Annotated in this window: 13 protein-coding genes; 9 read left to right on the forward strand and 4 right to left on the reverse strand. The window is 43.9% G+C overall.

Translation table 11 applies throughout. The features are described from left to right. Positions 1 to 23: 23 nt before the first annotated feature. From PL85_RS07220 to PL85_RS07235, 4 genes are all read right to left on the reverse strand, one after another. Positions 24 to 1,415, reverse strand: a complete 1,392-nt coding sequence (locus PL85_RS07220; RefSeq protein ID WP_026029152.1) for an AmpG family muropeptide MFS transporter — start codon at positions 1,413 to 1,415, stop codon at positions 24 to 26. Positions 1,416 to 1,498: 83 nt separating this feature from the next. After that, positions 1,499 to 2,044 (reverse strand): peptidylprolyl isomerase, encoded by a 546-nt coding sequence (locus PL85_RS07225; RefSeq protein WP_115339244.1) that lies wholly within the window; start codon positions 2,042 to 2,044, stop codon positions 1,499 to 1,501. Continuing rightward, positions 2,044 to 2,613 carry a YajG family lipoprotein gene (locus tag PL85_RS07230; RefSeq protein ID WP_026027920.1) on the reverse strand — a complete coding sequence of 190 codons (570 nt, stop codon included), beginning with the start codon at positions 2,611 to 2,613 and terminating at the stop codon, positions 2,044 to 2,046. The genes PL85_RS07225 and PL85_RS07230 overlap by 1 nt, the downstream gene beginning before the upstream one ends. A 24-nt stretch (positions 2,614 to 2,637) precedes the next feature. Beyond that, entirely contained in the window at positions 2,638 to 3,768 is a 1,131-nt protein-coding gene (locus tag PL85_RS07235; RefSeq protein WP_115339243.1) for a methyltransferase, read from the reverse strand. A 161-nt stretch (positions 3,769 to 3,929) separates the two neighbouring features. Here PL85_RS07235 and PL85_RS07240 point away from each other — a divergent pair, with 161 nt between their 5' ends. The 9 genes from PL85_RS07240 to nqrM all read left to right on the forward strand — a co-directional run bounded on the left by PL85_RS07240 (position 3,930) and on the right by nqrM (position 12,002). Further along, entirely contained in the window at positions 3,930 to 4,238 is a 309-nt protein-coding gene (locus PL85_RS07240; RefSeq protein WP_026027643.1) for a BolA family protein, read from the forward strand. A 495-nt stretch (positions 4,239 to 4,733) separates the two neighbouring features. Continuing rightward, positions 4,734 to 6,074 (forward strand): Na(+)-translocating NADH-quinone reductase subunit A, encoded by a 1,341-nt coding sequence (locus PL85_RS07245; protein WP_115339242.1) that lies wholly within the window; start codon positions 4,734 to 4,736, stop codon positions 6,072 to 6,074. A gap of 5 nt (positions 6,075 to 6,079) precedes the next feature. Next, entirely contained in the window at positions 6,080 to 7,324 is a 1,245-nt protein-coding gene (locus PL85_RS07250) for an NADH:ubiquinone reductase (Na(+)-transporting) subunit B (RefSeq protein WP_010320035.1), read from the forward strand. Next, positions 7,314 to 8,081, forward strand: a complete 768-nt coding sequence (locus tag PL85_RS07255; protein ID WP_115339241.1) for a Na(+)-translocating NADH-quinone reductase subunit C — start codon at positions 7,314 to 7,316, stop codon at positions 8,079 to 8,081. The genes PL85_RS07250 and PL85_RS07255 overlap by 11 nt, the downstream gene beginning before the upstream one ends. Next, positions 8,081 to 8,713, forward strand: a complete 633-nt coding sequence (locus tag PL85_RS07260; protein ID WP_013856174.1) for an NADH:ubiquinone reductase (Na(+)-transporting) subunit D — start codon at positions 8,081 to 8,083, stop codon at positions 8,711 to 8,713. The genes PL85_RS07255 and PL85_RS07260 overlap by 1 nt, the downstream gene beginning before the upstream one ends. A 7-nt stretch (positions 8,714 to 8,720) precedes the next feature. Then, positions 8,721 to 9,317, forward strand: coding sequence for an NADH:ubiquinone reductase (Na(+)-transporting) subunit E (gene nqrE, locus PL85_RS07265; protein ID WP_013856175.1), 597 nt, complete (start codon positions 8,721 to 8,723; stop codon positions 9,315 to 9,317). Positions 9,318 to 9,350: 33 nt separating this feature from the next. Further along, a complete protein-coding gene (gene nqrF / locus PL85_RS07270; RefSeq protein ID WP_013856176.1) occupies positions 9,351 to 10,574 on the forward strand; it encodes an NADH:ubiquinone reductase (Na(+)-transporting) subunit F in 1,224 nt (407 codons plus the stop codon). Between the two features lie 178 nt (positions 10,575 to 10,752). After that, positions 10,753 to 11,760, forward strand: coding sequence for an FAD:protein FMN transferase (locus PL85_RS07275; RefSeq protein ID WP_115339240.1), 1,008 nt, complete (start codon positions 10,753 to 10,755; stop codon positions 11,758 to 11,760). 8 nt (positions 11,761 to 11,768) lie between these two features. Beyond that, positions 11,769 to 12,002, forward strand: a complete 234-nt coding sequence (nqrM, locus tag PL85_RS07280) for a (Na+)-NQR maturation NqrM (protein ID WP_088729110.1) — start codon at positions 11,769 to 11,771, stop codon at positions 12,000 to 12,002. Positions 12,003 to 12,066: the final 64 nt, after the last annotated feature.

Genomic DNA, 12,066 nt, shown 5'->3' on the forward strand with positions numbered 1-12,066 from the left:
GTATTGTACGACCTTTTTTTCATCTAACGCTTATCAATGCCTTGCTTGGCAATATCATCGATGTCTCTCTGCCGAGCTTTTTGCAGTAAATCAGCAAAATAATGGCGCAGTGAGTAGAGCATGATAAGGCTTGGTACTACCATCAGTGCAGTAATAATAAAGAACAGTGACCAATTATTGAGATAGTCGACCAGCTCTCCGCTAAAAGAGGCCAACGTGGTGCGGCCAAAGTTTCCTAGAGAGGCCAATAGCGCATATTGCGTTGCTGAAAATGCCTGCCCTGTTAACACAGTAAGAAACGAAACAAAGGCCACGGTGGAAAACGCAGTGGTAAAGTTATCGACAATAATGGTCGCCAAGAACAGATGCTCATTAGGGCCAACTTGAGCGATCCACGAAAACATCAAATTACTGGCAGACATCGCGATGCCACCAATCATCAAGCCGCGAACAATACCAAATCGCACGTTAAACATACTGCCAATCAAAGTGAAGAACAGGGTTGCTCCCCAACCAATTAACTTCGAGTAGTGACCAATTTGTTCGTTGCTAAAGCCAATTTCTTTGTAAAATGGAATCGACATTCGGCCAAGAAAAGCTTCGCCAATCTTGAATAAAAAAACAAACAACAGCAGGGTTAGTGCTACTTGCGCGCCATTGCGTTTGAAGAAATCGAGAAATGGTTCGATTACGGTAACGGTGAACCACGCGACGACTTTCGAACCAACTACCTGATTGTGTCGCAGCTCCGCTTGATGCTGTAGTGCTTCGCGATGTGTTTTTGGTTCTCCCACCAAGAGCGTGAAAAGCATTAACAGCCCGACACAGAGTGCCATGCCATAATAAACGGCATTCCAACCGATACTATCGGCGTTTACAAAAGCGAGATAGCCCGGCAGAGAATATCCAGTCCACCACCCCATGATGGCCATGGCGGAGGCTTGTGGCAGCTTATTGGCTTGTGATTTGGGGAAAGTATCGATACGAAAAGCATCAATCGCGATATCTTGAGTGGCAGAAGCGATCGCAATGCCCAAGGCAAGCATTGAGGTAAACATCAAATTTTGGGCTGGATTGACACCCGCAATCAGCAACGTACAGATCAAAATGATCGATTGGCACAAAAATACCCAACTGCGGCGTTGACCTAATAATGGCGTCAGAATGGGTAATTTGACGCGATCCACCAATGGGGCCCATAGAAAATTAATCGCGTAAACTGCGAAGACACTGCCAAAATAACCAATAGCAGCGGTGGTTAAGCCTGCATCTTTTAGCCATCCTGACATATTTGAACCAATCAAAACCCACGGAAAACCGCTCGAACACCCCATCATAAATACCCACAATAGGCGTTTATCAAGATAGCTACGGATAGTTTCCATCCAAGTGAGAGAGGAGGAGGTTGATGGCATACAGCGAATCCTTGTCAGTAAAGCAACTTAGGTCGAAAGGCGACCCAATAAAATCAAACGCCGATAAATCGGCGTTGGTATGGTTATTGTTCTAGTGTGACATTCGTAATAACGATTGGTTCGATGGGGACGTCTTGCATTCGCCCTTTCGTGCTGGTCGGCTGTTGAGCCATTTTTTGCACAACATAAAACCCTTGCGTGACTTTACCAAAGACTGCATAACCCGGTGGGCGAGCGTTGTAGTTGAGAAAATCATTATCGACCAAGTTAATAAAGAATTGGCGAGTAGCCGAGTTAGGATCATTGGTACGGGCCATTGCGATCGTCGCGGTGTCATTGGTCAACCCATTGCTCGCTTCATTTTTGATGGGAGCGTAAGTGGTGAGTTGTTTTAAATCCGCATCAAATCCGCCGCCTTGTGCCATAAACCCTGGGATAACGCGGTGGAACTGGCTGCCAACATAACTGCCATCTTCAACATATTTTACGAAGTTTGCGACAGTCGTTGGCGCTTTCTCTGTATTAAGTTCAACAGTAAATGACCCTAAGTTCGTCTCAATTAGGACGTTGGGCGCCGAAAACGCAGTGCAACTGACGAGCGCTAATGTCGTAACGAGAGAACGTAACATTAAAAGCGCTCCTGTAAATAACCATTAAGTTCGCTGTCATTGGCAATTTCTTTAAGTACCAAGTTCATGACATCGTTGAGTACCATTTCAATCTCATCATTTGAAGCGCTGAGTGTACCGGAACGTTTTGCCGTCCCGTTGAACGTTTTCACCAATTTGCCTTTTGGTGTTTCCGCGGTGATTTCAAGCGTGACACTGCCATCCATTTCATTCGACATGACGCTGTGTTTTACCGTCACTAGTGCTTCTGCAATTTCAACGGTGACATTGTTTTCGCTGTTCACTGTTAAGCGATAGCCTTGAGAGCTAAATTGTTCTGCCAACGCATTCTCAACCGCAATGCGAACATTTTGTTTGGCATGAATTGGCTCAATATTAGAGCGGCCACTATCCACTAAAGCCACATATTGCGCCGATCGAACATCTTTGCTAACCAGAGTAAAGGCTTTATTGTTGACGACCGTATTTTTGCTGGTCGTTGCAGTAGGCATAAAGTTGATTTGCTGTTGCTGAGGTGCGGCACAAGCGGTGAGTAATGCGATTGAGGCTGCGAGAACCAGTTTTTTCATGGTCATTTCCTTTCTTATCCTTGCCTATTTAGTTGCTTGTAAGATAACAAATTTATGGTTGGTCGCGACAGTTTTTACCTGCCCTTGGCCAAATAATCTTGCTAGTTTTACATCGTAGCCGAGGTGGCGATTGCCGATCACTAATAATCGTCCCCCTTTTTTAAGAACATGCTTTGCATCACAGAACATCTGCCAAGCAATGTGATCCGTGATAGCTTGTTGTTGATGGAATGGTGGGTTGCACAATACTAAACAGCTACTCTCTTGTTGAAAACCATCTAAGCAGTTATTCGCAATGCATTGAATATTGCGATCTTCTCCTAAATTCTCCAGCAAATTTAGCTTTGCAGACTCGACGGCCATCAAGCTTTCATCAACGCAGGTCATTCGTACTTGAGGATTGAGTTGGCCCATCTTGATTGATAACACCCCGTTGCCGCATCCAAGGTCGATGATGTGCTGTAACTTAGGATCTTGTGGAAGATACTGTAGAAAAAAGCGTGCGCCGAGATCCAATCCCTCACCTGAGTAGACATTCGGCAGATTTTTTAGACGGATGGATTCGCTTTCTACGGCCCATTCAGTTATGGGTTCCACCGTTTCAATCGGTGATACGTTCGGTGCTGAAAAAATGAGGCGGTGTTTTTTCCATGCAAGAGAAGTGCTTGTTGAACCTAAATACTTTTCAAATAAGTTTAAGGTTGATGTGTGGATCTCTTTCGCTTTGTTGACCGCTATCACAGGGCAATCTTGGGCAAGGGACTGACGGAGTTGGCTTAATTGCCAAACCAAGTGGCGATTGCTCTTGGGCAATTGAAAAAGCACCAGATCGACCGATTCAGGGATGGCATCCATTGTTGAGAGCAATTGCACGTTGCGGCACTGATTGCGCTGAAGATTGTTTAACGTACCTTGTTGCGAAATAAAAGAGTCGCTCATCATGGTGACGTGATGCTTATCTGCAAACCAACACGATAGAGCGCCAAAGTGATCGTTTAAAATAAGGATGCGTTTGCCTATTGCTAAATTCAACGCTTCAATATGATTAATCATATATTCATCGCCCGCATCCCAAGCTTGTAATGTTTCGTTTGAACGATGTGGGAAACGGTGCAAGCTCAACGTTCGATCATGCAGTGCCAACTCTGTTTTCATAATTTTTTATAGGTCGTAGTGAGAATTACGGATGCATTGTCTCAAATGGCGTAGAAACAAGGAACCAAAACCTTTCGCTATTCTATAAGGCTAGTTAAACTTAAATCTCTTTACACTCGTATATGTTCTCATGCTCTTATTTGAGGAAGAAAGGCAACGGTATGATCCAACCCATAATCGAACAAAAATTGCATCAAGCATTTCACCCTGATTATTTGAAAGTCGAAAATGAAAGCTACATGCACAATGTGCCTTCAGGATCGGAAAGCCATTTTAAAGTCATTGTGGTGAGTGACAGTTTTGAAGGAATGCGTTTGATTGGCCGTCACCGACAGGTTAACCAAGTGTTGGCAGAAGAGTTAGCGAACCACATTCATGCACTCTCGATTCATACCTACACACCACAAGAGTGGCAGGCGCAAATTAGTGGCGTACCTGATAGTCCTATGTGTATGGGCGGTGGAAAATAACTCGTTCAGAACCGTCTGAACATGCCGTTCTCTTGTTCTGTTTTTGAGCGGAATGTTAACAGTATTTAAACAAATTGACGAGATGAACAAGTTGAGAGAAATTGTTTTAGGTAGTGAATAAAAATAAATACTCATAAGGGGTAAGGAATAGGTTATTTGTGCGATGCTTCAAAGTTATGACTATTCGCTAGCCTTTATGATTCAAATCCTTCCAAATAAAACGACTTATCAGAGGATTGGTCATGGCATCAGGTTCCGAAAAAATGCTAGACTATTGCACCTAATGGATCTCATACCATACTTGTGATGAGGTTATTAAAAGGATGTTGCGGTTCTGGCGTTTAAAACAAGCCAAAATCGGACACAGAAATGTCGTGTCTAAGGCTGGTTTAACTTTCATTTGGCCTCTTATCAAGAACGACCATGAAAGATAAACAAGCCTTGAACTTACGCAATTAAAAGAATCTTTTTCCCGATAAAATAGTGCAAGTGCGTATGATTACAATAAAAAGGGGTTTGGACCTTCCTATTGCAGGAACTCCTTCCCAGGTGATTAATGATGGTAAGACCATCACTAAAGTCGCCTTGCTTGGCGAAGAGTACGTTGGCATGCGTCCTACCATGCATGTTCGCGTAGGCGATGAAGTAAAGAAAGCTCAAATTCTTTTTGAAGATAAAAAGAATCCGGGTGTTAAATTTACTTCACCAGCAAGCGGTAAGGTTATCGAAGTCAATCGTGGCGCCAAACGTGTCCTACAATCCGTTGTGATTGAAGTGGCAGGTGATGAGCAAATCACGTTCGATAGCTTTGAAGCTAGCCAACTAGCAAGTATTGACCGTCAAACGGTTAAAACTCAGTTAGTTGAGTCTGGTCTTTGGACTGCGTTGCGTACTCGTCCGTTTAGCAAGGTTCCAGCAATTGAGTCTTCAACTCAGGCTATTTTTGTGACAGCAATGGATACCAATCCATTAGCGGCAAAACCTGAGATGATCATTAATGAGCAATCTGAAGCATTCGTCGCTGGTCTCGATATCCTTTCAACTCTGACTGAGGGCAAGGTTTACGTCTGTAAATCTGGTACTAGCTTACCACGCTCTTCACAGCCAAACGTTGAAGAACATGTGTTTGATGGCCCACACCCTGCAGGTCTTGTAGGGACTCACATGCATTTCCTCTATCCAGTAAATGCAGTCAATGTGGCGTGGAGCATCAATTACCAAGACGTGATTGCGTTTGGTCAATTGTTCTTAACCGGTGAGCTATACACACAACGAGTGGTGTCGCTTGCAGGACCCGTAGTCAACAAACCTCGTCTTGTCCGTACTCAGATTGGTGCTAGCCTCGAAGAGTTAACGGATAACGAATTGATGCCGGGCGAAGTTCGTGTCATCTCTGGTTCTGTACTTTCTGGTGTGAAAGCGGCGGGGCCTGTAGCTTATCTTGGTCGTTACCACCTCCAAGTATCGGTTCTGCGTGAAGGTCGTGACAAAGATTTTCTTGGTTGGGCAATGCCTGGTAAGAACAAATTTTCAGTCACTCGCTCTTTCCTTGGTCATCTATTCACAGGTCAGTTGTTCAACATGACAACCACAACCAATGGTAGTGATCGTGCGATGGTACCTATTGGTAACTATGAAAAAGTGTTGCCACTAGATATGGAACCAACGCTCCTACTTCGTGACCTATGTGCAGGTGACATCGATAGCGCTCAACGTCTCGGTGCCCTTGAGCTGGACGAAGAAGATCTCGCATTGTGTACCTTTGTATGTCCTGGTAAATACGAATATGGTCAGCTACTTCGTGAGTGCCTAGATAAGATTGAGAAGGAAGGGTAATTTTCATGGGCCTTAAAAAGTTTCTTGAAGACATCGAGCATCATTTTGAACCTGGCGGTAAACACGAAAAATGGTTTGCCTTGTATGAAGCTGCCGCAACGCTTTTTTATACGCCTGGTTTAGTTACAAAACGAAGCTCACACGTTCGTGATAGCGTTGATCTCAAACGCATCATGATCATGGTTTGGCTAGCGGTATTTCCAGCGATGTTCTGGGGTATGTATAATGTTGGTCATCAATCGATTACTGCACTTAACCATCTGTATTCTGGCGCTGAATTGGCGACAGTCATCAGTGGTAACTGGCACTATTGGCTAACTGAAATGCTTGGCGGTACATTAAGTACGCAAGCCGGTTGGGCAAGTATGATGCTGCTCGGTGCGACTTACTTCCTACCTATCTACGCCACGGTTTTCTTGGTCGGTGGCTTTTGGGAAGTGCTGTTTTGTATGGTGCGTAAGCATGAAGTTAACGAAGGTTTCTTTGTTACTTCAATTTTGTTTGCTCTGATTGTTCCACCCACACTGCCGTTATGGCAAGCCGCTTTAGGGATTACCTTTGGTGTGGTTGTTGCCAAAGAAATCTTTGGTGGTACCGGGCGTAATTTCCTAAACCCAGCATTAGCCGGCCGTGCTTTTCTATTCTTCGCCTACCCAGCACAGATCTCTGGTGACGTTGTTTGGACAGCTGCAGATGGTTTTTCTGGCGCAACGGCCTTAAGCCAATGGGCTCAAGGTGGTAACGGTGCTCTGCTCAATAAGGTCACTGGCGAAGCCATTACTTGGATGGACGCGTTCGTTGGTAACATTCCTGGTTCTATCGGTGAAGTATCGACGTTGGCACTGGCGATTGGTGCGGCATTTATTGTCTACATGGGCATCGCTTCATGGCGCATTATTGCTGGTGTTATGGTGGGTATGATTGCCATTTCAACGCTGTTCAATGTCATTGGTTCAGACACAAATGCAATGTTTAATATGCCTTGGCATTGGCACCTCGTTCTTGGTGGCTTTGCGTTTGGTATGTTCTTCATGGCAACCGATCCAGTATCGGCTTCATTTACTAACAAAGGTAAATGGGCATACGGTATTTTGATTGGCGCAATGTGTGTGATGATTCGTGTGGTTAACCCAGCCTACCCAGAAGGTATGATGCTGGCGATCTTATTTGCGAACCTATTTGCACCTTTGTTTGACCATATTGTGATTGAGAAGAACATCAAGCGGAGACTAGCACGCTATGGCAAGTAATAACGACAGCATTAAAAAGACGCTGGGTGTTGTTATCGGATTGAGCCTAGTTTGTTCAATCATCGTATCGACAGCAGCGGTTGGCCTGCGTGACAAGCAAAAAGTTAACGCAGTACTTGATAAGCAAAGCAAGATTGTTGAAGTTGCAGGCATTAACGAGTCTGGCAGCGTGCCAGAGCTTTTTGCTAAATACATTGAACCTCGTTTGATTGATTTTAAAACCGGGAACTTTGTTGATGGCGATGCAACGGCCTATGATCAACGCAAAGCTTCTAAAGACCCAGCTCAATCTATCAAGCTAACAGCGGAACAAGATAAAGCGAAGATTATTCGTCGTGCCAATACTGGGGTTGTTTACCTAGTGAAAAGTGGCGACGAGATTTCTAAAGTGATTGTTCCCGTTCACGGTAATGGTTTGTGGTCAATGATGTACGCATTTGTGGCTGTAGAAACCGATGGTAATACCGTTTCCGGCATTACTTATTACGAACAAGGTGAAACACCGGGATTGGGTGGTGAAGTTGAAAACCCATCATGGCGTGCTCAATTTGTTGGCAAGAAATTGTTTGATGACAACCACCAACCTGCAATTAAAGTTGTGAAAGGTGGCGCTCTTGCCGGATCTGAGCATGGCGTTGATGGACTTTCTGGCGCCACACTGACCAGTAACGGTGTTCAACACACTTTCGACTTCTGGTTAGGTGATATGGGCTTTGGTCCATTCCTAGCAAAAGTTCGTGACGGAGGTTTGAACTAATGTCTAGCGCAAAAGAGATTAAAAAGAGCATTCTAGCGCCAGTGTTGGATAACAACCCAATCGCACTTCAAGTGCTTGGTGTCTGTTCTGCCCTTGCGGTAACCACTAAGTTGGAAACGGCGTTTGTTATGACGCTAGCCGTTATGTTTGTAACGGCTTTCTCTAACTTATTCGTTTCGTTAATTCGTCACCACATACCTAACAGTGTGCGTATCATCGTTCAGATGGCGATCATTGCTTCATTGGTTATTGTTGTTGACCAGATCCTACGTGCTTACTTATACGATATCTCGAAACAGCTATCGGTGTTCGTAGGGTTGATCATTACTAACTGTATCGTAATGGGCCGTGCTGAAGCATTTGCAATGAAGTCAGCACCGATTCCTTCCTTTATCGATGGTATCGGTAATGGTTTGGGCTATGGTTTTGTATTGATCACTGTTGGTTTCTTCCGCGAACTTCTTGGTTCAGGCAAGCTATTTGGAATGGAAGTTCTACCTCTTGTGAAAGATGGTGGCTGGTATCAACCTAACGGTTTGATGCTGCTAGCACCTTCGGCATTCTTCCTAATTGGCTTCATGATTTGGGCGATTCGCACGTTCAAACCTGAACAACTAGAAGCGAAGGAGTAAGGGCGTTATGGAACATTATATCAGTTTGCTTGTTCGATCGATTTTTATCGAAAACATGGCACTCTCTTTCTTCTTGGGTATGTGTACATTTCTTGCTGTATCTAAGAAAGTAAAGACATCGTTTGGTTTAGGGATTGCGGTTACTGTTGTTCTGACCATTTCAGTACCAGTGAATAACTTGGTTTATAACTTGTTACTTAAACCGGGTGCATTGGGTGAAAATATTGATCTTACATTTCTAAATTTCATTACCTTTATCGGTGTTATTGCCGCATTGGTACAGATCTTAGAGATGATATTGGATCGTTTTTTCCCACCTTTGTATAACGCGCTGGGCATTTTCTTACCTTTAATCACAGTGAACTGCGCCATTTTTGGTGGTGTATCTTTCATGGTTCAGCGTGATTATAACTTTGCTGAATCCGTCGTTTACGGTTTCGGTTCGGGTGTGGGTTGGATGTTAGCGATTGTCGCTCTTGCCGGTATCCGTGAGAAAATGAAATATTCAGATGTACCTCCGGGTTTACGTGGTTTAGGGATTACCTTCATCACGGCGGGTCTAATGGCGTTAGGCTTTATGTCTTTCTCTGGTGTTCAACTGTAAGTCGGGTAAACCGCAACAATTAAGGAATAGTCAATGGACATTATTCTTGGTGTAGTGATGTTTACCCTGATTGTTCTAGCACTCGTTTTGGTAATTTTATTTGCTAAATCTAAGCTAGTTCCAACAGGCGACATTACAATTTCAATTAACGGTGATGCAGATAAGTCTATTGTGACTAATCCAGGTGGTAAGCTACTGAGCGTACTTGCAGGTTCTGGTGTCTTTGTATCATCGGCGTGTGGTGGTGGCGGCTCTTGTGGTCAATGCCGTGTAAAAGTGAAATCTGGTGGTGGTGATATTCTTCCTACTGAACTTGATCACATTACTAAAGGTGAAGCTCGTGAGGGTGAACGTTTAGCGTGTCAAGTGGCTGTGAAAACAGACATGGATATTGAACTTCCTGAAGAAATTTTTGGTGTTAAAAAGTGGGAATGTACCGTTATCTCTAACGACAACAAAGCCACCTTCATTAAAGAGCTTAAACTTCAGATCCCTGATGGCGAGTCAGTACCTTTCCGTGCTGGTGGTTACATTCAGATCGAAGCGCCAGCACACCACATCAAATATTCAGATTTTGACGTGCCAGAAGAGTATCGTGGCGATTGGGACAAATTTAACCTGTTCCGCTACGAGTCAAAAGTTGATGAAGATATTATTCGTGCTTACTCAATGGCGAATTACCCTGAAGAGTTCGGTATTATTATGCTAAACGTGCGTATTGCTACGCCGCCGCCTAATAATCCCAATGTGCCACCGGGTCAGATGTCTTCTTACATTTGGTCACTGAAAGAAGGTGATAAATGTACTATTTCTGGTCCATTTGGTGAGTTCTTTGCCAAAGATACTGATGCAGAAATGGTCTTTATCGGTGGTGGTGCGGGCATGGCTCCAATGCGCTCACACATCTTCGATCAGCTTAAGCGTTTAAAATCTACCCGTAAGATGTCTTATTGGTATGGTGCGCGCTCTAAGCGTGAGATGTTCTACGTTGAAGATTTTGACGGCCTTGCAGCTGAAAACTCGAATTTCGTATGGCACTGTGCGCTTTCTGATCCAATGCCTGAAGATAACTGGGATGGATACACAGGTTTCATCCACAATGTATTGTATGAAAACTATCTGAAAGACCATGAAGCGCCTGAAGATTGTGAATACTACATGTGTGGTCCACCGATGATGAATGCGGCTGTGATTGGCATGCTGAAGAACCTTGGTGTAGAAGATGAGAACATCCTTCTTGATGACTTCGGTGGTTAATTCACTGAAGTAAGTAAAACCTATGGCTGGCTCTGATGAGTCAGCCATTGTTTTTTTAGTTTTAGTTTTGCCTTGTGGCTTTGAATTCCAACTCAGTTAACATAGAAAATAGGTGTAGGAATTTCTTTTCTATAACCACTTCTTTTCTATATTCACTTTCATTTTTAGGAGTAAACAAGTGAAAAAATGGCTTGCTGCGTTAGCTTCTCTATTCATCTTGGCGGGTTGTGAAAAATCGGTTGAGCAAGTTCATCTCAGTGGCCCTACTATGGGCACGACTTACAATATTAAGTACCTGAAAGCTGAAGGTATCCCTAGCTCGGAGGCTCTCCAAAAGGAAGTTGATCGGTTATTGGAAGAAGTGAACGATCAAATGTCGACCTATCGTAAAGATTCCGAGCTCAGCCGTTTTAATCAATATCAAGGAACGGAACCTTTTACGGTTTCTTCTCAAACCGCAACCGTGGTGAAAGAAGCGCTGCGTCTTAACGGTCTTACTTTAGGTGCATTGGATGTCACTGTTGGTCCTTTGGTTAACCTATGGGGTTTTGGCCCTGAAGCTCGTCCTGATGTGGTGCCAAGCGATGCAGAATTGGCTGAGCGTAAAACCAACATAGGCATTGAGCATCTTAGCGCAACCGATACTACGTTAAGTAAAGATCTTCCTAATCTCTATGTGGACCTTTCAACTATTGCGAAAGGATGGGGAGTCGATGTGGTTGCTGACTACATTCAATCACAAGGCATTGCCAATTACATGGTTGAAGTCGGTGGTGAGATGCGCTTAAAAGGCGTAAATCGAGAAGGCGTACCTTGGCGAATCGCTATAGAAAAACCGACAGTTGATGAACGTACCGCTCAAGAGATCATTGAACCTGGTGATCTGGCAATTGCCACTTCAGGTGATTACCGCAATTATTTTGAGCAAGATGGTGTGCGTTATTCTCACATTATCAATCCAATCACTGGAAAACCCATCCATAATAAAGTGGTATCAGTTACCGTTTTGGATGCATCTTCAATGACGGCAGATGGCTTAGCGACTGGATTAATGGTACTAGGAGAGACGAAAGGTATTGAGGTTGCAGAGCAATACAATATTCCTGTGTTCATGATTGTGAAAACAGAACAAGGTTTTGAAGAGATTGCCTCCAGCGCATTTAAGCCATTTCTAAATAAAAAGTGAGTTAAGTTATGAATACTTTTTTCATTACATTCAGTGTATTTCTGTGTGTCATTGGCGCGATGGCGGTTGGCTATGTCTTTCAAAAGAAAGTAGTCAAAGGCAGTTGTGGTGGATTAGGTGCTGTTGGCATTGAAAAAGTGTGCAATTGCCCAGAGCCTTGTGATGCACGTAAAAAACGCGAAGCTAAGGCCGCAGCAAGAGCTGAAAAGTTAGCGCATTGGGAAAAAGATCGTATCGCCTGAGCTACGATTAAAGAGCCTGTTTTGTGCAGGCTCTTTAATTTTTAAAAGCAATTCATTTCAATCC

Source organism: Vibrio anguillarum (genome assembly GCF_001989995.2).
In the GTDB taxonomy this organism is placed as follows: Bacteria; Pseudomonadota; Gammaproteobacteria; order Enterobacterales; family Vibrionaceae; genus Vibrio; species Vibrio anguillarum.

What these genes read in the sequence shown, in the direction of transcription:
- PL85_RS07225 (WP_115339244.1), bottom strand. Translation starts at nt 2,044, where the DNA reads ATGTTACGTTCTCTCGTTACGACATTAGCGCTCGTCAGTTGCACTGCG.
- PL85_RS07245 (WP_115339242.1), top strand. Translation starts at nt 4,734, where the DNA reads ATGATTACAATAAAAAGGGGTTTGGACCTTCCTATTGCAGGAACTCCT.
- nqrE (WP_013856175.1), top strand. Translation starts at nt 8,721, where the DNA reads ATGGAACATTATATCAGTTTGCTTGTTCGATCGATTTTTATCGAAAAC.
- PL85_RS07220 (WP_026029152.1), bottom strand. Translation starts at nt 1,415, where the DNA reads ATGCCATCAACCTCCTCCTCTCTCACTTGGATGGAAACTATCCGTAGC.
- PL85_RS07250 (WP_010320035.1), top strand. Translation starts at nt 6,080, where the DNA reads ATGGGCCTTAAAAAGTTTCTTGAAGACATCGAGCATCATTTTGAACCT.
- PL85_RS07235 (WP_115339243.1), bottom strand. Translation starts at nt 3,768, where the DNA reads ATGAAAACAGAGTTGGCACTGCATGATCGAACGTTGAGCTTGCACCGT.
- PL85_RS07255 (WP_115339241.1), top strand. Translation starts at nt 7,314, where the DNA reads ATGGCAAGTAATAACGACAGCATTAAAAAGACGCTGGGTGTTGTTATC.
- nqrM (WP_088729110.1), top strand. Translation starts at nt 11,769, where the DNA reads ATGAATACTTTTTTCATTACATTCAGTGTATTTCTGTGTGTCATTGGC.
- PL85_RS07260 (WP_013856174.1), top strand. Translation starts at nt 8,081, where the DNA reads ATGTCTAGCGCAAAAGAGATTAAAAAGAGCATTCTAGCGCCAGTGTTG.
- PL85_RS07240 (WP_026027643.1), top strand. Translation starts at nt 3,930, where the DNA reads ATGATCCAACCCATAATCGAACAAAAATTGCATCAAGCATTTCACCCT.
- nqrF (WP_013856176.1), top strand. Translation starts at nt 9,351, where the DNA reads ATGGACATTATTCTTGGTGTAGTGATGTTTACCCTGATTGTTCTAGCA.
- PL85_RS07230 (WP_026027920.1), bottom strand. Translation starts at nt 2,613, where the DNA reads ATGAAAAAACTGGTTCTCGCAGCCTCAATCGCATTACTCACCGCTTGT.